General features: G+C 69.2%; 25 protein-coding genes. 16 read left to right on the top strand and 9 right to left on the bottom strand.

The window, feature by feature from the left end; translation table 11 throughout:
- Positions 1-34: 34 nt before the first annotated feature.
- Positions 35-1,165 carry an ArsA family ATPase gene (locus IM25_RS08295; RefSeq protein ID WP_006552431.1) on the bottom strand — a complete coding sequence of 377 codons (1,131 nt, stop codon included), beginning with the start codon at positions 1,163-1,165 and terminating at the stop codon, positions 35-37.
- Positions 1,162-2,178: an ArsA family ATPase gene (locus IM25_RS08300; protein WP_442971918.1), complete on the bottom strand. Its 1,017-nt coding sequence runs from the start codon at positions 2,176-2,178 to the stop codon at positions 1,162-1,164. The genes IM25_RS08295 and IM25_RS08300 overlap by 4 nt, the downstream gene beginning before the upstream one ends.
- A gap of 50 nt (positions 2,179-2,228) precedes the next feature.
- Between IM25_RS08300 and IM25_RS26045 the strand changes: the two genes are divergently transcribed.
- The 3 genes from IM25_RS26045 to IM25_RS08310 are packed head-to-tail and all read left to right on the top strand — an operon-like array spanning position 2,229 to position 3,707.
- On the top strand, positions 2,229-2,393 hold the full coding sequence (locus tag IM25_RS26045) for a DUF4177 domain-containing protein (protein ID WP_006552429.1): 165 nt from the start codon (positions 2,229-2,231) through the stop codon (positions 2,391-2,393).
- Between the two features lie 3 nt (positions 2,394-2,396).
- A complete protein-coding gene (locus IM25_RS08305; protein ID WP_006552428.1) occupies positions 2,397-2,861 on the top strand; it encodes a RidA family protein in 465 nt (154 codons plus the stop codon).
- Between the two features lie 57 nt (positions 2,862-2,918).
- Positions 2,919-3,707, top strand: a complete 789-nt coding sequence (locus IM25_RS08310) for an MBL fold metallo-hydrolase (RefSeq protein WP_019290225.1) — start codon at positions 2,919-2,921, stop codon at positions 3,705-3,707.
- A 123-nt stretch (positions 3,708-3,830) separates the two neighbouring features.
- On the opposite strand, the gene IM25_RS08315 is transcribed toward IM25_RS08310, so the two are convergent.
- A complete protein-coding gene (locus IM25_RS08315; protein WP_006552426.1) occupies positions 3,831-4,505 on the bottom strand; it encodes a Crp/Fnr family transcriptional regulator in 675 nt (224 codons plus the stop codon).
- Positions 4,506-4,696: 191 nt separating this feature from the next.
- On the bottom strand, positions 4,697-4,969 hold the full coding sequence (locus tag IM25_RS26405) for a hypothetical protein (RefSeq protein WP_033097906.1): 273 nt from the start codon (positions 4,967-4,969) through the stop codon (positions 4,697-4,699).
- 72 nt (positions 4,970-5,041) lie between these two features.
- Between IM25_RS26405 and nth the strand changes: the two genes are divergently transcribed.
- The 4 genes from nth to IM25_RS08340 are packed head-to-tail and all read left to right on the top strand — an operon-like array spanning position 5,042 to position 8,391.
- Positions 5,042-5,836 (top strand): endonuclease III, encoded by a 795-nt coding sequence (gene nth / locus IM25_RS08325; RefSeq protein WP_033097905.1) that lies wholly within the window; start codon positions 5,042-5,044, stop codon positions 5,834-5,836.
- 4 nt (positions 5,837-5,840) lie between these two features.
- Positions 5,841-6,512 (top strand): TlpA family protein disulfide reductase, encoded by a 672-nt coding sequence (locus IM25_RS08330; protein WP_006552423.1) that lies wholly within the window; start codon positions 5,841-5,843, stop codon positions 6,510-6,512.
- Positions 6,509-7,207 (top strand): NUDIX hydrolase, encoded by a 699-nt coding sequence (locus IM25_RS08335; RefSeq protein ID WP_006552422.1) that lies wholly within the window; start codon positions 6,509-6,511, stop codon positions 7,205-7,207. The genes IM25_RS08330 and IM25_RS08335 overlap by 4 nt, the downstream gene beginning before the upstream one ends.
- Complete coding sequence (locus tag IM25_RS08340; RefSeq protein ID WP_033097904.1) at positions 7,204-8,391, top strand: MarP family serine protease; 1,188 nt, start codon at positions 7,204-7,206, stop codon at positions 8,389-8,391. Before IM25_RS08335 ends, IM25_RS08340 begins: the two co-directional genes overlap by 4 nt.
- A 27-nt stretch (positions 8,392-8,418) precedes the next feature.
- Here the strand turns inward: IM25_RS08340 and IM25_RS08345 are convergent, their stop codons facing one another.
- From IM25_RS08345 to nhaA, 3 genes are read right to left on the bottom strand one after another with little or no spacing between them, the layout of a single operon-like run.
- Positions 8,419-9,354 carry an alpha/beta fold hydrolase gene (locus IM25_RS08345; RefSeq protein WP_065996501.1) on the bottom strand — a complete coding sequence of 312 codons (936 nt, stop codon included), beginning with the start codon at positions 9,352-9,354 and terminating at the stop codon, positions 8,419-8,421.
- Positions 9,355-9,370: 16 nt separating this feature from the next.
- Positions 9,371-9,886 (bottom strand): phage holin family protein, encoded by a 516-nt coding sequence (locus tag IM25_RS08350; protein ID WP_006552419.1) that lies wholly within the window; start codon positions 9,884-9,886, stop codon positions 9,371-9,373.
- Positions 9,886-11,112 (bottom strand): Na+/H+ antiporter NhaA, encoded by a 1,227-nt coding sequence (gene nhaA, locus IM25_RS08355; RefSeq protein WP_065996502.1) that lies wholly within the window; start codon positions 11,110-11,112, stop codon positions 9,886-9,888. The genes IM25_RS08350 and nhaA overlap by 1 nt, the downstream gene beginning before the upstream one ends.
- A gap of 200 nt (positions 11,113-11,312) precedes the next feature.
- Here nhaA and IM25_RS08360 point away from each other — a divergent pair, with 200 nt between their 5' ends.
- Positions 11,313-12,683 carry an MFS transporter gene (locus tag IM25_RS08360; protein ID WP_006552417.1) on the top strand — a complete coding sequence of 457 codons (1,371 nt, stop codon included), beginning with the start codon at positions 11,313-11,315 and terminating at the stop codon, positions 12,681-12,683.
- Positions 12,684-12,743: 60 nt separating this feature from the next.
- Here IM25_RS08360 and acs read toward each other — a convergent pair whose 3' ends face one another.
- Complete coding sequence (gene acs, locus IM25_RS08365) at positions 12,744-14,675, bottom strand: acetate--CoA ligase (RefSeq protein WP_065995948.1); 1,932 nt, start codon at positions 14,673-14,675, stop codon at positions 12,744-12,746.
- A 198-nt stretch (positions 14,676-14,873) separates the two neighbouring features.
- Between acs and IM25_RS08370 the strand changes: the two genes are divergently transcribed.
- Positions 14,874-15,623 (top strand): oxidoreductase, encoded by a 750-nt coding sequence (locus IM25_RS08370; protein WP_065996503.1) that lies wholly within the window; start codon positions 14,874-14,876, stop codon positions 15,621-15,623.
- 448 nt (positions 15,624-16,071) lie between these two features.
- Here IM25_RS08370 and IM25_RS08375 read toward each other — a convergent pair whose 3' ends face one another.
- Positions 16,072-16,926, bottom strand: a complete 855-nt coding sequence (locus IM25_RS08375; protein ID WP_442971914.1) for an HAD family hydrolase — start codon at positions 16,924-16,926, stop codon at positions 16,072-16,074.
- Between the two features lie 343 nt (positions 16,927-17,269).
- On the opposite strand from IM25_RS08375, the gene ssd reads away from it, so the two are divergent.
- The 7 genes from ssd to IM25_RS08410 are packed head-to-tail and all read left to right on the top strand — an operon-like array spanning position 17,270 to position 21,880.
- A complete protein-coding gene (gene ssd / locus IM25_RS08380; protein ID WP_065995949.1) occupies positions 17,270-18,340 on the top strand; it encodes a septum site-determining protein Ssd in 1,071 nt (356 codons plus the stop codon).
- Positions 18,337-19,509, top strand: a complete 1,173-nt coding sequence (locus IM25_RS08385) for a TadA family conjugal transfer-associated ATPase (RefSeq protein ID WP_019290219.1) — start codon at positions 18,337-18,339, stop codon at positions 19,507-19,509. The genes ssd and IM25_RS08385 overlap by 4 nt, the downstream gene beginning before the upstream one ends.
- Positions 19,506-20,303, top strand: a complete 798-nt coding sequence (locus IM25_RS08390) for a type II secretion system F family protein (RefSeq protein WP_033097903.1) — start codon at positions 19,506-19,508, stop codon at positions 20,301-20,303. Before IM25_RS08385 ends, IM25_RS08390 begins: the two co-directional genes overlap by 4 nt.
- The gene (locus IM25_RS08395; protein ID WP_033097954.1) at positions 20,300-20,875 is read left to right on the top strand and encodes a type II secretion system F family protein; all 576 of its coding nucleotides are present in this window, start codon (positions 20,300-20,302) and stop codon (positions 20,873-20,875) included. The genes IM25_RS08390 and IM25_RS08395 overlap by 4 nt, the downstream gene beginning before the upstream one ends.
- Before the next feature lie 46 nt (positions 20,876-20,921).
- Positions 20,922-21,140 carry a DUF4244 domain-containing protein gene (locus IM25_RS27580; protein WP_050993523.1) on the top strand — a complete coding sequence of 73 codons (219 nt, stop codon included), beginning with the start codon at positions 20,922-20,924 and terminating at the stop codon, positions 21,138-21,140.
- Between the two features lie 9 nt (positions 21,141-21,149).
- Positions 21,150-21,524, top strand: a complete 375-nt coding sequence (locus IM25_RS08405) for a TadE family type IV pilus minor pilin (RefSeq protein ID WP_100167921.1) — start codon at positions 21,150-21,152, stop codon at positions 21,522-21,524.
- A complete protein-coding gene (locus IM25_RS08410) occupies positions 21,521-21,880 on the top strand; it encodes an Rv3654c family TadE-like protein (protein ID WP_065995950.1) in 360 nt (119 codons plus the stop codon). Before IM25_RS08405 ends, IM25_RS08410 begins: the two co-directional genes overlap by 4 nt.
- The last annotated feature ends 127 nt before the right edge of the window (positions 21,881-22,007 follow it).

Raw genomic sequence — 22,007 nt, forward strand, 5'->3', positions numbered from 1 at the left:
TACACGAACCGCCGAGATCATGACCCGCGAGACATCACGCCTCGCGGGTCAATTGCTCGCCCACCGCCCGCAGCGCCTCGAGATCCGAGACCTCGAAGGGCAGCGAGGGCACCCCGACCACGGGGACGGCAGGGTTCGCCGCGGTGAAGTTGCGTAGCAACCGCAGCTCCCGCTTGGCGATCACGGCCCGGTGCGCGTGGATGCGGAGAACGGCCTCAGCGGCCTTCGCGTCCACGCCCTCCTCCTCGGCGAGCTGGTCCGCCGCGGCGAGGGCGTGATCGGACGGCAACGCCGACAGTGTCGGATGGGTGCGGTTGAGCACCAGGCCCGACAGCGGCATGCGATCGCCCGACAGTCGTTCGACGAAGAACGACGCCTCGCGCAGGGCATCGGGTTCGGGTGCCGCGACCACCATGAAGTGGGTTCCCGGCTGCTGCAGCAACCGGTAGGTGCGGTTGGCGCGCTCGCGAAAGCCCCCGAACATCGAGTCCAGCGACTGCACGAAGGCCGACGCATCCGACAGCATCTGGCTCCCGACGATCGTCGAGACCGCCTTGAGCGCGAGCCCCATCGCGCCGGTCACCAGGCGGCCGAAGCCACGCCCGGGTGCCGTGAAGATCCGGATCATCCGCCCGTCGAGGAAGGCCCCGAGCCGCTGGGGAGCGTCGAGGAAGTCGAGCGCGTTCCGGGACGGCGGGGTGTCGACAATGATGAGATCCCACTCGTCGCTCTGCGCGAGCTGACCGAGCTTCTCCATCGCCATGTACTCCTGCGTGCCGGAGAAAGACGACGCCACGGTCTGATAGAAGGGGTTGTCGAGGATCTGCTGGGCCTTCTCCGGCGTCGAGTGCTCGAGCACCATGTCGTCGAAGGTGCGACGCATGTTGAGCATCATCGCGTGCAGCTCGCCCTTCGCCTCCGGCCCGAGCTCCACCTTCTGCGGTGAATTGTCGAGCGAGGCGACCCCGAGGGCCTGTGCCAGTCGCCGCGCCGGGTCGATCGTGAGCACCACGACGCTACGGCCCCGCTCGGCCGCGCGCAACGCGAGCGCCGCGGCGGTGGTCGTCTTGCCGACACCTCCCGACCCGCAGCACACGATCACCCGGGACGAGCGGTCGTCCAGGATGCGGGCGACGTCGAGGACCTTCCGGATCGGTGCGTTCATCGGACACCCTGCTCGGCAAGGACGTCGGCGAGTTCGTAGAGGCCACCGAGATCGACACCGTCGGCGAGGGCCGGTAGGGACATGCGTGCCACCTTCACTTCGTCGAGTTGAGCGGCGCTCACCTGTTGCGCCTGGAGTACCGCGGCGTGCTCGATGGTCTCGGTCAGCAGGCCGGCGAAATCGTCGTCGGAGAGCTTGATGGACACCTTCTCCAGCGTCGTCCGGATCGCGGGCCCGGCGATGCGGCCGGCGGCGACGTCGTCGACGAGTTCCTCGGGCAGGTGCTCGGGAGCGGTGCGGTTGACGATGACCGTCCCCATCCGGAGATCGGCGGCCTCGAGCTCCTCCACCGCGTCGGCCGTCTCCTGCACGGGCAGAGCCTCGAGTAGGGTCACCAGATGGACGACGGTCTGGTCGGAGTGCAGCAGCCGGACCACACCCTCGCTCTGCGACCGGATCGGACCGGACTTCGCGAGATCGGCCATGGCCTTGGTGACGTCGAGGAAGCTGCCGATGCGGCCGGTGGGCGGGGAGTCGACGACGACCGCGTCGTAGACGGGTGCGCCCGACGCGTCGGTCCGTACCACGGTCTCCTTGATCTTGCCGGTGAGGATGACGTCGCGCAGACCCGGCGCGAGCGTGGTCACGAACTCGATCGCTCCCATCCGTCGCATCGCGCGACCTGCGAATCCGAGGTTGTAGAACATGTCGAGGTACTCGAGGAAGGCCGCCTCGATGTCGATCGCGAGAGCCGAGACCTCACCGCCACCCGGTGCGGTCGCGATTTTCGTCTCGACCGGCGGGGGCGGCGGCACGTCGAACAGCTGCGCAATGCCCTGACGTCCCTCGGTCTCGACGAGCAGAACCTTGCGACCTCCGGCGGCGAGCGCCAGTGCGAGCGCCGCGGCCACGGTGGACTTCCCGGTGCCACCCTTGCCGGACACGAAGTGCAGTCGCGCCTGGGAGGCGCCTGCCGGCCATTCGCCGGAATGTGATGTCGGAGATGCCACGATCACGAGCCTATAAGTCGTGGACGGTGAACGGTGCCGGATAAGGTCAGGATATGAGTGAAACCACCACATGGGAATACGCAACCGTGCCGCTGCTCACGCACGCGACCAAGCAGATCCTCGACCAGTGGGGTGCCGACGGCTGGGAGCTCGTCACCGTCCTGCCCGGCCCCACCGGTGAGCAGCACGTCGCCTACCTCAAGCGTCCGAAGGGCTGATCGGTGTCGCACAACACCTGGAGCGAACGCCTGACCGAACTCGGCATCACCCTGCCGCCGGTCGCCGCCCCGGTGGCGGCCTACGTACCCGCCGTCCGCAATGGCGACGTCGTCTACACCTCCGGTCAGCTGCCGCTGGCCGACGGGAAGCTGACGCACACCGGCAAGGTGGGTGCCGAGGTGTCAGCGGAGGAGGCGAAGACCGCGGCCCGCACCGCCGCGCTCAACGCGCTCGCCGCAGTCGACGGTCTCGTCGGACTCGACAACATCGCGAGCGTCGTGAAGGTCGTCGGCTTCGTGGCGTCCGCCGAGGGCTTCACCGGACAGCCCGGCGTCATCAACGGCGCGTCGGAACTGCTCGGGGAGATCTTCGGTGAGGTCGGCGCGCACGCCCGCTCGGCCGTCGGCGTCGCCGAACTGCCCCTCGGCGCTCCCGTCGAGGTCGAGCTGATGGTGGAAGTACGCTGACGCCACCTCCCCGATCGGAGGCGGCTCCCGACGGATCCGACACGAGAGGCACATGTGATGGCGCTGGTCCACCCCGCCTACGCGCAGCTGCGCCAGGTCACCGAGAACGCCGCGGTGATCCTGGCCGAGAACCCCTCGATCATGTCCCTCGAGGGAACGAACACCTGGATCCTCCGGGCACCCGGCAGCGACGAGTGCGTCGTGGTCGATCCGGGTCCCCTCGACGAAGGCCATCTCGAGCGGATCGCGCAGGTGCCGGTGGCGGCGACCCTCATCAGTCACCGCCACTTCGACCACACCGAGGGTGCCGAGCGTTTCTCGCAACTCGCGGAATGCCCGGTGCACGCAGTGCTGCCGGAACACCGCCACGGCGGTGGGCAGCAACTGTCCGGCGGTGACGTCGTCGAGGCGGCGGGTCTGCGCATCCGGGTCGTCGCGACCCCGGGGCACACCGCCGATTCGCTGTCGTTCGTGATCGAGCAGGACCGCAGTGTTCTCACTGCCGACACCATCCTCGGCCGCGGCACGACCGTGCTCGACGACTCCGACGGCGACCTCGGCGACTACCTGCGGTCGTTGAGGTCGCTCATCGGTCTCGGCGGTGGCTACACGGTGCTGCCCGGGCACGGCCCCGAGCTGCCCGACCTCGAGACGATCGCGCGGGAGTACCTCGCGCACCGGGAGGGTCGGCTCGAGCAGGTGCGCGGTGCGCTGCGCACCCTCGGCGCCGAAGCCACCGCACGGCAGGTCGTCGAGCACGTCTACGCCGACGTCGACCCCTCGTTGTGGGGTGCGGCGGAGAAGTCCGTCAACGTGCAGTTGGAGTACCTGCGCAGCCACGGTTGAGTCGAAGCAGCCGGACGGCTGGGTCGAAGCAGCTACGGCTGGGTCGAAGCAGCTACGGCTGGGATACGCACATACGAAAGGCCGGGACGCGGCGAGCGTCCCGGCCTTTCGTATGTCCGTGGGTCAGCGAGCGCGACGCGCCAGACGCTCCGAGTCGGAGATCAGCACGCTCTTGCCCTCGAGACGCAGCCAGCCGCGGTGCGCGAAGTCGGCGAGGGCCTTGTTCACGGTCTCGCGGGACGCGCCGACGAGCTGCGCGATCTCTTCCTGCGTCAGGTCGTGCGTGACACGCAGGGCGCCGGCCTCCTGGGTGCCGAAACGCTGGGCGAGCTGGAGCAGTGCCTTGGCGACACGACCGGGGACGTCGGTGAAGATCAGGTCGGCGAGGCTGTTGTTGGTGCGACGCAGACGACGGGCCAGCACGCGGAGGAGCTGCTCGGCGATCTCGGGGCGCTGGTCGATCCACGCCTTGAGCGCATCGCGGTCCATGCTCACGGCTCGCACCTCGGTGACGGTGGTGGCGGTGGAGGTGCGCGGACCCGGGTCGAAGATCGACAGCTCGCCGAACATGTCGGACGGGCCCATGATCGTCAGGAGGTTCTCGCGACCGTCGGGCGAACGACGTCCGAGCTTCACCTTGCCGGAAACGATGATGTACAGCCGGTCGCCGGGCTCACCCTCGTTGAAGATGACATGGCCGCGCGGGAAATCTACAGGCTGAAGCTCTTTGATCAGCGCCGCAACCGCCGAGGGCTCGACTCCTTGGAAGATGCCTGCTCTGGCCAGGACCTCGTCCACGTGCGCTCCTTTTGGGAATGATTCGTCATCTACTGCCGGGTCTGCACGTCGACGGACTTCCTGGGCAGGTCACCTGTCAGGCGTACGAGCGCCCAGTCTATCGTGCGCGCTGCACGAGTGAGTGACCGATACCACGGAAACGATCGACGAACCCGATCATCGGTACCTCGAGGCTACCGGCAAGTAGTCGTTCAGCTGGCGCGGCGCGCGCGCAGATGACCGTCCGAATCGTCCGCTCCGTCGGTGCTCGGTCCGCGGCGGCGGCGACGCTGGAAGCGGGCCAAAGCCCCGGGGAAACCTTCACGAGCGAGTGCCGCGACATCGGCCTGGTCCGCTTTGTCGAGGAACTCTTCCACTTCCTGCTCACGGACGGACAACCGGCTCAAGCGCGCTTCGACACGTTCCATGGACAGTGCGAACAACATGAGCAGCACCGGGAAGAGGACGACAGCAAGAGCTTGCATACCCGGAAGTAAACACCCGCAAGGTCTCGGAAGAGACACGGGGCCGGATCCTGGGGAGAGTGTTTACGTAGAGTGGATCAGGTGCATGCCTCCCAGTCCGAGAGCCCCGAGACGGCCCCGCGCCGAGTGAACGGAAAGGCTCGCGAACCGGAGTCGCGACTGGCCCTCGTCCGTCGCGCGCGACGGATGAACCGGCGCCTCGCCGAGGCTTTTCCGCACGTCTACTGCGAACTGGACTTCACGAATCCGCTCGAGCTCGCCGTCGCCACGATCCTGTCGGCGCAGTGCACGGATGTGCGGGTCAACCAGGTGACCCCCGCTCTGTTCGCCCGGTATCCCGACGCCCGCGCGTACGCGGAGGCGGACCGCGCCGAGCTCGAGGAGTACATCCGCTCGACCGGCTTCTACCGCAACAAGGCCAACTCGCTCATCGGTCTCGGCCAGGCCCTGCTCGAGCGGCACGACGGCGAGGTTCCGGCCCGGCTGAAGGATCTCGTCGCGCTGCCCGGCATCGGCCGCAAGACCGCCAACGTCATCCTCGGTAACGCCTTCGATGTGCCGGGTATCACGGTCGACACCCACTTCCAGCGGCTCGTGCGTCGCTGGGAATGGACCGACGAGACCGACCCGGTCAAGATCGAGCACGCGGTGGGTGTGCTCATCGAGCGCAAGGAATGGACGCTGCTGTCCCATCGCGTGATCTTCCACGGTCGGCGCGTGTGCCACGCACGCAAGCCGGCATGCGGGGTGTGTGTCCTCGCGAAGGACTGCCCCTCCTACGGGACCGGGCCCACCGATCCGCAGACCGCGGCCACGCTGGTGAAGGGACCGGAGACCGAGCACCTGCTCGAGCTGGCCGGGCGGTGACGGAGTGCGTCCTTCCACAGCAGGCCGCTGGAGCCTGGCAGCTCTCGTCGTCGTCATCGCATTGATCGTCGCCATCTGGCCGCGCGACCGCAGCGACCCTCCGCCGGCCACCGGCCCGGGACCGGCCGCACCCTCGACCGCACCCGTGGACCGCCGGCCCCAGGACGGCGCGCAGGCCCTCGCTCCGCTGCGGGAGACCGCCGCACTCGATCCGTGCCCGCAGCCGGGCGGGTCCACGCCCGCTCCCGCCGGTCCGCTCGCCGGTCTGGTCTTCGAGTGCGTGAGCGACGGATCCTCCGTCGACCTCGCGGCCGCCCTCGCCGGAAAGCCCGCCGTGGTGAACCTGTGGGCCTGGTGGTGCGCTCCCTGCGCCGAGGAACTGCCGGTCCTCCAGGACTACGCCGCCCGGGTGGGCGAGGAGGTCACCGTCGTCACCGTCCACACCGACCCGAACGAGTCGAACGCCCTCGGCAGGCTCGCCGACTACGACGTGCACCTGCCGGGTGTGCAGGACGGCTCGGGTCGCGTACAGGCCGCGGTCGGCGCGCCCGCCGTCCTTCCCGTGACGGTGCTGCTCCGCGCCGACGGGTCGGTCGCCGCCGTGCTCCCCATCCCGTTCCGGTCGGCCGACGAGGTCGCCTCGGTCGTCGAGGAGCATCTGGGGGTGGCCGCATGATCCCCGAATGGCTCCGGCGTGTCGCCTCGGTGTCGCCGACCGACCCGCACGGTCTCAACCCGATCCTGAACCGTCGCGCCCCGCGCGACGCGCGGGTGCGGCAGGCCTCGGTGCTGGTGTTGTTCGGCGGGTCGCCGGAGGCCGATCCGATGGCCCGCGGCGGACTTCCCGCCGACGCCGACGTCCTGCTCACCCAGCGCGCCGCGACGCTGCGGCAGCACAGCGGGCAGGTGGCCTTTCCCGGAGGCGCCGCCGATCCCGAGGACTACGGCGCCATCCACACCGCACTTCGTGAAGCGGAGGAGGAGACCGGCCTGGATCCGTCCGGGATCCGGCCGCTCGCCGTGCTCCCCGAACTGTTCATCCCGCCTTCCGGCTTCGACGTGACTCCCGTGGTCGCCTACTGGGAGACCCCGAGCCCGGTCGGAGTGGTCGATCCGAAGGAGGCGACCCGCGTGGTCCGGGTGTCGCTGCACGAGTTGCTCGACCCCGACAACCGTTTCCAGGTCCGGCACCGTCTGGGCTATCAGGGCCCGGCCTTCCAGGTGGACGGGATGCTGGTCTGGGGTTTCACCGCGGGTGTGCTCGCGGGTCTGTTCGCGGTATCGGGGTGGGAGATCGAGTGGGATCACCACGACGTCCGTGACCTCGACGTCGTACTCGCCGAACTGGAGACGGGGGTGGTCGAATCATGACCGGATCGGGCTGGATCGATCTGATCATCGTGGTGATCGTCCTGATCGCCGCGTCCTCCGGGCTCCGGCAGGGCGCCGTCGCCTCGGCGCTGGCCTTCCTGGGTGTGCTGCTCGGTGCGGTCGCGGGCATCCTCATCGCCCCGCACGTGCTCGTGCACATCGACGATGCGCGCATGCGCATCCTCGCCGGCATCGCTCTGATCGTGGTGCTGGTGGTGATCGGCGAGGTGGCCGGCATGGTGCTCGGACGTGCCGCGCGCAGCGGCATCCACAGTCCGGGTGCGCGGGCGGTCGACAGCGTCGTCGGTGCCGGTCTGCAATCGGTCGCGGTGCTCGTCGCCGCGTGGCTGCTCGCCATCCCGCTGACCGCCACGACCCAGCCCGCCGTCTCCGCAGCCGTGCGGGGATCCCAGGTGCTCGGGACCGTCGACGACGTCGCCCCCGACTGGATGCGTGCGATCCCCAACGAGTTCTCGGCGTTGCTCGACACCTCGGGTCTGCCCGAGGTGATCGGGCCGTTCGGGCGTACCCCGATCGCCGAGGTGGAGGCACCCGACGGCGGTCTCCTCGAAGGATCGGTCCCGGCCCGGCTGCAGACGAGCGTGCTGCGCATCAACGGTGTCGCACCCAGCTGCCAGAAGGCACTGGAAGGATCCGGTTTCGTCGTGGCCCCTGAACGGGTGATGACGAACGCGCACGTCGTGGCCGGAACCGCAGCGGTGACCGTCGATACGGAGAGCGGCCCGCTCGAAGCGACCGTCGTGCTCTTCGATCCGGAGGTGGACGTCGCGATCCTCGCGGTGCCGGGACTGACCGCGCAGCCGCTGGATTTCGCCCCGGAGCCGGCGGAGTCGGGTGACGACGCGATCGTGCTCGGCTACCCGGGCGGCGGTCCGTACACGGCGAGCGCGGCGCGGATCCGCGAGACGCTCGACCTGCAGGGCCCGGACATCTACCGCGGCGGCACCGTCGAACGCGAGGTGTACACGGTGCGCGGCACGATCCGGCAGGGCAACTCGGGGGGTCCGCTGGTCGATCCGTCCGGCGATGTCCTCGGCATGGTCTTCGGCGCGGCGGTCGACAACACCGACACCGGTTTCGTTCTCACCGGTGCAGAGGTGAGCCGGCAGCTGGAGATGGCCGGGGTGAATCAGCCGGTTGCGACCGGCGCCTGCATCGTCTGACGTCTGCCCGTCCGGCGGACGGGCAGATCAGTCGAGTCCGCGGACGAAGTCGGCGAGCAGTGCCGTCACCGCTTCGGGCTTCTCCTGATGGGCGTAGTGGCCGGCCCCGTCGACGAGTTTCAGGATCCGTCCGGGGGCGTGCCGCACGCAGCGTCGGAGGGTCGCGGCGAGCACGTAGGGATCCAGCGCGCCGTGCAGCTGCAGGATCGGCAGGGGGAGCTCGACGTCCATGGCCTTCATGAAGCGGCGACCGTCGGGACGCCACTGGCTGCGGAACGCCCAGCGCTGGTATTCGAGGGTCAGGTGCGCCGTGCCCGGGATGCGGATCGCGGTGCGCAGCCGGTCGACGACATCGGCGAACTCGTCGGTGCGTCGCCAGTCCGGGCCGCACCGCACACGCATCAGCCGTTCGATCTCCAGGCCCTTGTCGCGAACCAGCTTCCGTTCGGGACGCCACGGCAGCTGGTAGGCGAGGAAGGTCGGCACCAGAGCCTTGCGTTGCGCGCGGTCGCGCAGGGTCGCGTCGCGCAGCGAGATGGGGTGCGGGGAGTCGACGACCGCGATGGCCCGCACGACATGCGGATGGATCACCGCGGTCGCCCAGCACACGAGGCCCCCGTCGGCATGGCCCACGAGGACCGCCTCGGTGTGCCCGAGCGCGCGGATCAGTCCCGCGATGTCGTTCGAGAGCGTCCAGCCGTCGTATCCGCGGGGCGGCTTGTCCGTGTCGCCGTAACCACGCAGGTCCACCGCGACCGCCCGGTAGCCGAGATCGGCGAAGGCGGTGAGCTGGTGACGCCACGACCACCACAGGTCGGCGAAGCCGTGCACGAACACCACGAGAGGTGTGTCCGGGTCGTGCGGACCGGCTTCGACGGCATGGAAGCGGATGCCGTTGGCGTGAATGTCTCGATGCGTCCACGGTCCGGGATACCGGACCGTGGACGGGTCGGGGACGGGCACTGGCTGTTCCGGTTCGTCAGCGGGTGACGCGGCGCGGCGCGGCGTGGCGCGGGCCGTCCGCATCGTGTCCGTCCTGGCTGCTCGGGAGGATCGACGCGGTCTGCTTGAGCGAGTCGATGGTCTTGTTCGGTGCGCGCAGCTTCCGGACCCGCATATAGCCGATCAGGGCCAGCAGGCCCGTCACCACCAGCATGATCAGGAAGACGATGAGGAAGGCGAGCCAGCGCGCCACCCAGACATCGAGGAGTTCGGCGAGAAAGAAGAAGAAGAAGAACGAACTGAAGGTCAGCACGGCGAGCGCGAGGATGAAGAACAGGCTGCCCTGCACGCCCTTCTTGACCTCGCCGGTCACCTCGGCCTTGGCGAGCTGGACTTCGGCGCGGAACAGTGTGGACAGCTGTGTCGCTGCGTCGCGTACCAGTTCGCCCACACTGGCATCGCGGGGTGTCGGAGCGTCCACCTTCGTCAACGGGATGCCCGAAATGCTCGACGGGACTCCGTTCTCCGGACGATTCGCGTTCGTCACGCTCACTACTCGACCCCTTCGGTTGGTTCGTTCCGTTGGCGGTGGGCGCCCCCACGCCGTAACAGTAGCGCCGACCCGAGGACAGAGGCGATCAATGATGTCACCAGCACGGCGGCCTTGGCGATCTCGGCGGGCTCGCCACCGTGGATGTCGCCGAGCGAAAGTTCGGCGATGAGCAGGCTCACCGTGAACCCGATGCCGCCGATCACGGCGAGCGCGAGCACGTCTCCCCACATCAGCCCGGTCGGGCGGGTGGCGAGACCGAGCCGGATCGAGATCCAGGTGGCGCCGAAGATCCCGACGGTCTTGCCGAGGAGCAGTCCGAGGACGACGGACTGGCCGACAGGATCGGTGAACACCTGGCCGAGCATCTCCGCACCGATGGGTACACCGGATGCGAACAGGGCGAACAGCGGGACGCACAGACCGGCGGACCACGGTTGGATGTGGTGGACCAGCCGCTCGGCGGGGGCGTAGTCCTCCCCGGGATCGGTGCGGACACGGGTGAGCAGGCCGAGGAGGACCCCGGCGACGGTCGCGTGGATGCCTGCGTTGTGCATGGCGTACCAGGTGAACAGTGCGAGCGGCACATACAACCACGGCGTGGTGATGCGCTTCTGCTGCGCGAACCAGTACGCCGCCGCTGCGGCCACTGTGGCGAGCAGCCACGCGACGGCGAGTCCCGAGGTGAACAGGATAGCGATGAGCGCGATGCCGATGAGGTCGTCGACGACCGCCAGGCTCAACAGGAACACCCGGGCGCTGGTGGGGATGCGCGAACCGGTGAGGGCGAGCACGCCGAGAGCGAAGGCGATGTCGGTCGCGACGGGGATCGCCCAACCCCGGTCCATTCCCGGCGCACCCCAGCCCACGACGGCTGCGATGACGGCAGGAAGGATCACGCCGCCGCATGCGGCGATCACGGGCAGGATCGCCTTCCTGCGATCGGCGAGTTCGCCTGTGACGAGTTCGCGCTTGAGTTCGAGGCCCGCGACGAAGAAGAAGACGGCGAGCAGGCCGTCCTTGGCCCAGTCGCCGACCGAGAGGTGCAGGTGCAGGAACTCCGGGCCGATCTCGAAGTCCCGCAGAGCGACATAGGAGTCGCCGAAGGGGGAGTTGACCCAGATCAGCGCTATCGCTGCGGCGATGAGCAGCAGTGAACCGCCGACCGTCTCGGTGCGGAGGAAGCGACCCAGAGGTGCGGTCCAGGTGGGTGAGGAGGTGTCGGACACGGGCGTCTTTCGCTGGGCGGATACGGGCACGGGCGAACCGTCGCCGACCAGACTTCCCGGCACACCGGGGAAGAGTCTAACGCCGGACGGAGGGCGTCCGTAGGGGTGTCCGATTTGCGGTGGGCGGAAACTCGGGTGTTCACTTTCCTAGTAAGTGGGATCTGGTCTCAGAATGTGAGTGGAGTAGTGGGGATGGTTCAGTGAGCACATCGGTCGGAGTCGAGGACGGGGGTTCCTCGCTCGTCGCAGGCGTTCCGCGCCGGCGCATCGTCGTCGCCAGCATGGTCGGCACGTCCATCGAGTTCTACGACTTCTACATCTATGCGACAGCCGCCGTCTCGGTCTTCCCGCACCTGTTCTTCCCGCAGGGCAACAGCACGACCGCGCTGCTCGCCTCCCTCGCGACCTTCGGTATCGCTTTCGTCGCCCGCCCGGTCGGATCCGTCGTCTTCGGGCACTTCGGCGACCGCATCGGCCGCAAGGTCACGCTCGTCGGCTCGCTCCTGACGATGGGCATCGCGACCTTCCTCATCGGCCTGCTGCCGACCTATCACCAGGCCGGGCTCATCGCACCGGCGTTGCTGGCGCTCATGCGCTTCTGCCAGGGCCTGGGTCTCGGTGGGGAGTGGTCGGGTGCGGCGCTGCTCGCCACCGAGACGGCCGAACCCGGCAAGCGCGCCTGGGCGGCGATGTGGCCGCAGCTCGGCGCACCCATCGGCTTCATCGGCGCCAACGGCCTGTTCCTGATCATCACGCTGGCGCTCGGCCACGACAACGGCGACCCCGACCTGTCGAGCGCCTTCCTCGAATGGGGCTGGCGCATTCCGTTCCTGCTCAGCGCGATCATGGTGATCATCGGGCTGTACGTGCGGCTCAAGCTCGAAGAGACGCCGGTCTTCGCCAAGGCCGTCGCCGAGGGCAAGAAGGTCAAGACGCCTCTCGCCGAGGTGTTCAAGAACAGCTGGCGTGAGCTGATCATCGGCACCTTCGTCATGCTCGCGACGTACACGCTCTTCTACATCATGACCACCTGGGTTTTGAGCTTCGGAACGGGCAAGACCCCCGAGGAAGGTGGCCACGGTGCCGGTTTCCAGTACGCGGACTTCCTCGTGCTGCAGCTGGTCGCGGTGCTGTTCTTCGCCGCGGCGGTTCCCGTCGCCGGGTGGCTCGCCGACCGCTACGGTCGCCGCTCGACCCTGCTGGTCGTCACGGGCGCGATCATGGTGTTCGGCCTGTGCTTCCAGTTCCTGCTGTCGAGCGACGGCATGAGCTCCGGACGCATGCTGTTCTTCCTCATCGTCGGCATGCTGCTCATGGGTCTGACTTTCGGGCCGCAGAGTGCGATCCTGCCCGAGCTGTTCCCGACCAACGTCCGCTACACGGGTTCCGGAATCTCGTACAACGTGTCGAGCATCCTCGGTGCCGCGGTGGCCCCCTTCATCGCGACGTGGCTGGCCACGAGCTACGGCGTCGGCTGGGTGGGCATCTACCTGCTGATCGCCGCGGCGACGACCTTCGTCGCGCTGCTCGTCGTCAAGGAGACCCGCGACCGGTCGCTCGACGAGGTGTAGTCGTACCGACCGCGAAAGGCCCCTTCCGGATCCGATCCGGAAGGGGCCTTCGTCGTTCGGCTACTTGCCGCGGATCGCGTCGAAGACGGCCGGATCGACGAGCGTCGAGGTGTCGCCGAGCTCGCGGCCCTCGGCGACGTCGCGCAGCAGGCGGCGCATGATCTTGCCCGACCGGGTCTTCGGCAGTTCCGGCACAACGGTGATCTGACGGGGCTTGGCGATCGGGGAGATCTCCACCGCGACGTGATCGCGCAGTTCCTTGATGAGCGTGTCGCCGGTGTTCTCGACGTGCTCGCGCAGGATCACGAACGCGACGATGCCCTGACCGGTGGTCTCGTCCGCCGCGCCGACGACCGCGGCCTCGGCGATGGACGGGTGCGACACGAGCGCCGACTCGACCTCCGAGGTGGAGATGCGGTGACCGGAGACGTTCATGACATCGTCGACGCGGCCGAGCACCCACAGCGCTCCGTCGTCGTCGTAACGCGCACCGTCGCCGGCGAAGTACCAGCCCTGCTCGGCGTAGCGCGACCAGTAGGTCTCGCGGTAACGCTGCTCGTCGCCCCAGATGCCGCGCAGCATCGCCGGCCACGGCTGATCGAGCACCAGGTAGCCGTTACCGCCCGCGCCGAGCGGGGTGGCCTCGTCGTCGACGATCTTCGCCGAGATACCGGGCAGCGGCGCCATCGCCGAGCCGGGCTTGGTGGCGGTGATGCCGGGCAGCGGCGAGATCATGATCGCGCCGGTCTCGGTCTGCCACCAGGTGTCGACGATCGGGGCCGAATCCGCGCCGATGACCTCGCGGTACCAGCGCCACGCCTCCGGGTTGATCGGCTCCCCGACGCTGCCGAGCAGACGGATCGACGACAGGTCGTGGGCGTCGGGGATCTCGCGACCCCACTTCATGAACGTGCGGATCAGCGTCGGGGCGGTGTAGTAGATCGACACCCCGTACTTCTCGATGATCTCGAAGTGCCGGTGCTCGTTCGGCGAGTTGGGGGTGCCCTCGTAGACGACCTGGGTGACACCGTTGCTCAGCGGGCCGTAGACGATGTAGCTGTGGCCGGTGACCCAGCCGATGTCGGCGGTGCACCAGTAGACGTCCTTGCCCGGCTTGTGGTCGAAGACGTAGTGGTGGGTGTACGACGCCTGCGTCAGGTAGCCACCCGAGCTGTGGATGATGCCCTTGGGCTTACCCGTGGTGCCCGAGGTATACAGGATGAACAGCGGGTGCTCGGAGTCGAACGGCTGCGCTTCGTGCTCGGGGGAGGCCTTCTCGACGGTCTCGTGCCACCACAGGTCTCGTCCCTCGGTCCACTCCACGTCGATGCCGGTGCGCGCGACGACCAGCACGTGCTCGATCGACTTTGCGTCGGCGACGGCCTCGTCGGCGGCGTTCTTGAGCGGCGCGGCCTGGCCGCGCCGCCACTGCCCGTCCACGGTGACGAGCAGCTTGGCCTGCGCATCGTCGATGCGCGAGCGCAGCGCCGACGACGAGAAGCCGCCGAACACCACCGAGTGGGTCAGGCCGAGGCGCGCGCACGCGAGCATGGTGACGATGGCCTCGGGGATCATCGGCATGTAGATCGCGACGCGATCGCCGGCGACCAGGCCGAGCTCGGTGAAGGTGTTCGCGGCGCGGGAGACCTCGGCGAGGAGGTCGTTGTAGGTCAGCGACCGGCTGTCGCCGGGCTCGCCCTCGAAGTGGATGGCGACCCGATCGCCGTTACCGGCCTCGACGTGCCGGTCGACGCAGTTGTAGGCGACGTTGAGCTTGCCGCCGACGAACCACTTCGCGAACGGAGCGTTCGACCAGTCGAGCACTTCCGTCCAGGGCTCCGCCCAGTCGAGTCGTTTCGCCTGTTCGTCCCAGAATCCGAGCCGATCGGCGTCGGCCGCGGCCTGCAGTTCCGGACCGGCGTTGGCCGTGGCGGTGAACTCCGGGCTCGGCGGGGACGCCCTCGATTCGTGCTCCTGGGCTGCGCTCGTCATGGTGCAGGGCCTCTTTCCGGGATGGTTCCATTCGGGCTCTTGTGAGCGTAATCATCTGTGACCGGCGCCGCACCGTTGCATCGATATGCAACCCCGTCACTTTCGCTCATCGGTCGAATTCGCGCGACGAACGGCATTCGGGCACGACCGGTGAACCTCTCGTCCGTCCACCGCGTGCGCGCCGGTACCGTCGTCGGCGTGACCGACCCTCTTCAGCCTCTCGTCGACCTTCCGGGCGTACGCGACGCCGCCGACCGTGCCCGCGACGCGCTCGCGGAGGTGCATCGTCATCGAACCAATCGGCGTGGTTGGGCGAACCCCGCCGCGGAGGCATCGGTGCGGGCCGCCCGCGCCTCGGCGTCGATCGACGGCGGGTCGATGGAACTTCCGCAGCCGGGGGAGAGTGGCGATCCGATCCTGGCCGGAGCGCTGCGGGTCGCGCAGTCGCTCGACGGCGACGCGCTCGACAACATGGTCGCGACGTGGCGACGTGCCCCGCTTCAGGCACTGGCCCGCCTGCACCTTCTCGCTGCCGCGGATCTCGTGGAGGACGCCGAGGAGCTGGGTCGTCCGCGGACGGAGCCGGGGGTCGCCGAGCGTCTCGACGGGCTCGCGCAACTCGTCACCGGGGGGACGAACGCCCCGGCGCCCGTTCTCGCTGCGGTCGTGCACGGTGAACTGTCCGTCCTGAAGCCCTTCGGGGTCGCCGACGGCATCGTGGCGCGGGCCGCGTCCCGGCTCGTGTGCGTCGCGTCCGGACTCGATACGCGCAATCTGGGCGTACCGGAGGTCCACTGGATGCGCCGGTTGCAGGCCTACCGCGACGGGGTCGCCGGATTCGGGGCGGGAACCGTGGAGGGCGTCGGCGGCTGGGTGCTCTTCTGCTGTGGGTCGCTCGAGGCCGGGGCTCGTGAGGCCGGCTCGATCGCCGAGGCGTTCGCCGGCTGAGTGCCGGGCGGGGCTTCGCCGGCCGAATCGCGGCCTGTACGCGAAACCCCCTGCACGCGAAAGCGGGTGGCATATCGATCGAGATCGATTCCGCCACCCGCTAGCACGGGCGGTCCGAGTTACCATGCGTGCTGAAATGGGTTGTGATTCAACGGCCTCGGCGATGATCCGGGTATCGTCGATTCGTCCTCGCAACGGGTGCGGGGTACTCGTCTTCGAAAATCCGGAACTCGCAGGCCCACAACACTCGTGCCCTTATAGTGGCATCGGCTTCGCGTGGGTACTCGGTGTCCGTGCTGGGAAGAACAGTCGGGAGATCGAATCTTCTCTTCCGATTCGGTCTTGGCCTTCCGTCCTTCCGTAACTCCTTTCTACCCCGTCCGCGAGATGTCGGCAAGCCCCCGACGGCAATGTTTGTTCTCGATTTCGCGGCGAGTGACCCTGAGTGTCAACGCATCCGGCGCTTGGCCAGTCGGCGGGTGGCACCCAGTATCAGTGCGGTCGCTCCGAGGGTCGCGGCGAGCTTCGCCAGGGCGCGCGGCGACGGACGGGCACGACGTCCGAGCGGTACGGGCCGGGCGAAAGTGAGAACAGGCCAATCGTTTTCGTTTGCTTCCCGGCGCAGCGGGCGGTCGGGGTTGACCGCGCGCGGATTGCCGACCTCCAGCAACATCGGCAGGGCGGTGGCCGAATCGGAGGACGCGTAGCTGCGGGAGAGATCGTAACCGTACTCCTCGGCGAGCTCGCGGATCGCGACCGCCTTCGCCTCCCCGAAGCAGTAGAACTCGAGCTCGCCGGCGTAGCGGCCGTCGACGATCCGCATCCGGCTCCCCGTGCTGTGGGAGGCACCGAGTGTCCGGGCGATCGGAGTCACCACTTCCTGGCCGGATGCGGACACGATGATCACGTCGTGACCGCGGGCCCGGTGATCGGCGATCAGATCCTTCGCCTCCGCGTAGACGAGCGGTGTCACGACGTCCTGCAGGGTCTTCTCGACGATCGATCCGACCTGCTCGACATCCCATCCTTTGCACATGTGCGCGATGTGTTCTCGCATCCGGTCCACCCGGGCCTGATCGGCCGCCGACAACAGGTAGAGGAGCTGGGCGTAGGTGCTCTGCAGCACGGCCCGGCGGCTGAGGAGACCCTCCTCGAAGAACGGCCGGGTGAACGCCAGCACGCTCGACTTGGCGATGACGGTCTTGTCGAGATCGAAGAACGCTGCGATGCGAGCCGAGTCCGGTGAGCCCCCCGTCGACGGGGCCGGTCGGGACGGATTCACGGACGTATCGGTCACGACCACCACAATAGGGGCGCGCCGCGCCGGTGTTTGAAGTTGCAAGCAGTCGCGCCTAGCGGTGTACTATCGCGAATGCCCGGGTCGATACTCGGGTTGTGTTCAGCCCGACCCCCCGGGGCTGAACGCAGACGGCCCTCGCCTCCTCCCCCCTGGCGAGGGCTGTCGCTTTGTCCGAGGCCTTTTCCGCACGTCTCCGTACTGTCTTCTACCCCCGCCGACCTGCGCACAGGTGCGACGAGGGTGCGCACGGCCGGGTTGTCCACAGGCCCCTGATCCATCCACAGGCGGGGCTTCCGAGGCCGTTTCCGCGACACTCACGACCCCGTAGCGGGGCAGCCTGTCGGGCATGAACGACATCCTCGGACTGGTCGACGATCCCGCGCTGGTCGCCGACCTCCATCGTGTGGTCGCGGCGGCCGACCGCACACTGCACGAGATGTCCGTGCCGGTGCCCCGCAGGGCGTGGACCGACGCGGCGATCGTCGTCCTCGATGCGTCCGCCGCAGCGGCATGCGCGGCCGGATATCCCCGCCGCCCCGGCGTGATCCTCGTGTGCAGCGGGACGGCCGGCCTGGCGGACTGGCAGGGCGCCGCGACCGTCGGCGCCGAACACGTCCTCGCCCTCCCGTCCGAGGAGGTGGAACTGCTCTCGATCGTCGCGGCCGCTGACGAGCCCTCGACGGGTGCCGGCACCGTCCTCGCGGTCGTCGGAGGATGCGGGGGAGCGGGCGCGTCGACCTTCGCCGCCGCACTCGCCTGGGCCGCGGGGAACGACGAACGACGCGACACCCTGCTCGTCGACGCCGATCCGTTCGGCGCGGGACTCGACGTCCTGACCGGTCTCGAGGAGTGTCCGGGAGTGCGGTGGTCCGGTCTCACCGTCGACGGTGGACGGGTCTCGGCGCGTGCCCTGCGCGACGCCGTACCCGTATGGGCATCCGGGGTGGGCGTCCTGTCCACCGACCGCGAGAACACCGATCGGCTCACCGCCGTCGCCGCAGAGTCGGTCGTCGACGGGGTGCGCGGAGCGGGAGCAACCGTCGTCTGCGATGTGGGGCGCAGCTTCGACCCGGTCGCCGACGCGGTGATCGCACTGGCCGACCTCACCGTCGTCGTCGTGCCGGCCCGGATCGGTGCGGTGCTCTCCGCTACCCGGGTCGCCCGCACGCTCGCGGCGCGGGGTGAACCGGCCGGAGTCGTCGTCCGCGGGCCCGCACCCGGTGGCTTGCGAGCCGTCGACGTGTCCGACGCGGTGGGCCTGGACGTGCTCACCTCGATGCGTCCCGAGCCGGGCTTGAGCGAGATGCTCGAACGCGGGGGCCTGCGGCTGCGGTCACGCTCGCCGTTGCTCGGTGCGGCGCACGACGTGCTGGCGGCCGTCGGGGCCGACCGCGCCGGCCCGGGACGTGCGGCATGACCGGGACCCTCGGGGACGACCTCCTTTCGCGGGTCCGCGACCGGCTGGCCGACGAGACCGGGGAGCTCACTCCGACCCGCGTCGCCGCAGCCCTGCGCGCGGAATCCGGTGGAGTACTCGGAGACTCCGATCTGCTTGCGGCACTGCGGCATCTGCAGACCGAACTGACCGGTGCGGGCCCGCTCGAGGATCTGCTGGCAGACCCGGCCGTGACCGACGTGCTCGTCACCGCGCCCGATCGCGTCTGGGTGGATCGTGGCAACGGGCTGCACCTGACCGAGGTCACCTTCCCCGATGAGGCCGCGGTCAGACGACTCGCGCAGCGATTGGCGCTGTTCGCCGGGCGTCGGCTCGACGACGCCCAGATGTGGGTCGACGGCAGGTTGCCCGGGCACGGTGAGTTCGGTGTCCGGCTGCACGCGGTGCTCTCCCCGGTCGCGCAGGCCGGGACGTGCCTGTCACTGCGGGTCCTGCGGCCCACGACCCAGGGACTCGAAGCACTGCGGGATCGCGGTGCGGTCTCCGAGGTCGCCTATCGGTTGCTGCTGCGCATCGTCCGCGCGCGCCTGGCCTTCCTCGTCGTCGGCGGCACGGGTGCGGGCAAGACGACGATGCTCGCGGCGCTGCTCGGCGCGGTGGATCCGGCCGAACGCATCGTCTGTGTCGAGGACGCCGCCGAACTGGTCCCGGCCCACCCGCACGTGGTGCGCCTCGTGGCACGGGCACCCAACGTGGAGGGCGTCGGCGAGGTCACCGTCCGCGATCTCGTGCGGCAGGCGCTGCGGATGCGACCGGACCGCATCGTCATCGGCGAGGTGAGAGGCGCCGAGGTCGTCGATCTTCTGACCGCGCTGAACACGGGTCACGACGGCGGCGCAGGGACCGTGCACGCCAATTCGCCCGACGAGGTGCCCGCGCGACTCGAGGCTCTCGCCGCACTCGGCGGCCTCGATCGAGCGGCGCTGCACAGCCAGCTCGTCGCCGCGGTGCAGGTGATCCTGCACGTCCACCGCGGCAGCGACGGAGCGCGACGTCTCGTGGGGATCGGCGTGGTCGAGCGGGACCCCGTCGCAGGCGTGATCGTCACACCGGCATGGACCCACGACAGGGGCGACGAGCACGGCATGGACGCCCTCGAGCGGATCCTGCGTCGACGGGATGCGCCGTGAACGCGACGATCCTGTGCCTCGCGGCGGCGCTGTTCGTCCTGCCGTCGTCCTCGGCCCGCCGTCGACTGCGACGCGGGGTGCCCGACGCGGCGCCGCGCCCGATACCGCGCGCCCTAGTCGTCGGGGTGATGGTCGTCGTGCTCGCGACGGTTGTGGTGTGGGCGGGAATCACACCGGCTGTGGCCGGCGCGACCGTCGCGACGACCGCGGTGTGGCGTCGCCGAGCCCGGCGCCGCGCTGCTGAGCTCGATCGGCAACGACGGATGTTGCTGTCGGGACTCGACACCGTGATCGCCGATCTGCGGGTGGGGACGCATCCCGCCGACGCGTGCGAGACGGCGGCCCGGGAGACGGCCGGGTCCGTCGCCGATGCCTTCCGGGTCGCTGCGGCCCGGGCGCGACTCGGCGGGTCGGCGGCACACGGACTACGTTCGGCCACAGCATCCTCGAATGGTGTCGCCGACAGTCTGGGTCGTGTCGCCGATGCGTGGGCCGTCTCCGACCGCCACGGTCTCGCCCTCGCCGAACTGCTCGGGGCCGCGCGTATCGATCTGGCCGCGCGTATGCGGATCCGTGCCCGTACGGAGGCCGGACTTGCCGGTGCTCGGGCCACGGCGACGGTTCTGGCGGGACTGCCGGTGCTCGGGGTGGGTCTCGGGCAACTCATGGGCGCTGCTCCGCTCGGTATCCTCCTCGCCGGTGGGCTCGGCGGCATCATGCTCGTGGTCGGCACTGCGCTGGTCTGTGCGGGTCTGCTGTGGACGGACCGGATCGCGGCACGGGTGAGGGCATGAGCGCGACGTGGGCGGTGTTGCTGGGAGCGGCCTCTCTCGTCGTCGCACCGACCCCTCGTGGAACCACCCGCTTGCTCTCCACGAGAACCCTTGCTGCCGAGTCGGATACAACTAAACCCGAGACCGACCCGCACGCGTTTCCCGCTGCCTTCGATCTCTTCGCGGCGTGCCTGCGCGCAGGGATGCCCGCCGGTTCTGCGGCGCGGGTCGTCGCGGAATCCGCTCCACCCGACCTCGCGGCGGCGTTGCGGAGAGGTGCCGACCGATTGGCGCTCGGAGCCGATCCGGCCGATGCGTGGGGAGGTTCGGGAGCGGTCGACGCGCTGGACGATTTCGCCCGCGCGGCAAGACGATCCGCGAAATCCGGTGCGCCCCTGTCGGACACCGTCGCCGAACTCGCGGTCCGGCATCGCGCCGAGACGGAGGACCGGGTCGCCGCCGAGATCGATCGGGCCGGAGTACTCGTGAGCGGGCCGCTCGGTCTGTGCTTTCTGCCTGCCTTCGTGTGCCTGGGCATCGTGCCGGTCGTCGTCGGCCTGGCGCGGGACGTCCTGGGTGCGGGGCTGATGTGAACGTCGGCGCGGACGGTCCGCGCCGCTCGGATGGGAGGGACGGAAGATGGGGAAACGAACAGTGACCGAAGCGTTCGCACACGGTCTGCGTGGTCGCCTCGGCGGGCTCGTCGTGCAGGACGACGGCATGTCGACGGCGGAATATGCGATCGGGACCATTGCGGCGGCGGCTTTCGGGGCGGTGCTGTACACCGTGGTGACCGGCGATTCGATCGTGTCCGCGCTGACGGGCATCGTCGAGCGTGCCCTGAACACGGCGGTGTGATACCGACGCATGCGAAAGATGCTCGGACGACGCTGGTTACGCGCTTTCGTTCGTGAGGACGAAGGCGGGGTCACCGTCGAAGCGGCTCTCGCCGTCGCAAGCCTGGTCACGGTGCTCGTGCTGTGCCTCGGCGCGGTGCTGGGCATCGCGTACCAGGTGCGGTGCCATGACGCCGCCCGTGAAGCCGCCCGCCTCGCCGCGCGGGGAGATCAAGCGAGGGCGGTCGATGTGGCCACGCGAGTCGCGCCTCCGGACGCACGCGTGGCGGTACGCGAGGAAGGAGATCTGATCGTGGCGGTCGTGACTGCGGAGAGTCCGCTGCTCCCGTTGCTGACCCTCACGGCCGAGGCGGTGGCGGTGCGCGAGCCGGAAGGAACGCGATGAGGTCGGGCCCGTCCCTCCTCGGCGACGACGGGAGCGCGAGTGTGATCGGCTGCGCCGTGATGGCCGGACTCATCGCGATCACGGCCACGTTGCTGCACGTCGGGTCGGTCGTCGTCGCACGTCATCGTGCGCAGGCGGCGGCCGACCTGGCGGCGGTGGCGGTCGCCTCGGCACTGGACCGCGGGGTCGTGGAGGCTTGCGAGGCGAGCGAGGCGATCACCACACGGATGCGAGTACGATTGCGGCGCTGCGAGATCGAAGAGTGGGATGCGCTCGTCGAGGTCACCGCTGAGGTGTCGGCTCTCCTCGGCGGGAAGGAGGCGACGGCCGTCGCGGGAGCCGGTCCTGCCCGATGAGGCCCGTCGGCGGTCGCTCGCGGCCGTATCCAGCGCATTCGCGCTCGTTGCTTGCCTGTGCTCGCATCCAGCGGTTGCCGCCCGACCCGTACACGAAGCGGCTGCTGGCAGCCGTTCCCGTCCCGGA

It is taken from the genome of Rhodococcus sp. p52 (assembly GCF_000763325.2).
GTDB classification, from domain to species: Bacteria; Actinomycetota; Actinomycetes; order Mycobacteriales; family Mycobacteriaceae; genus Rhodococcus; species Rhodococcus pyridinivorans.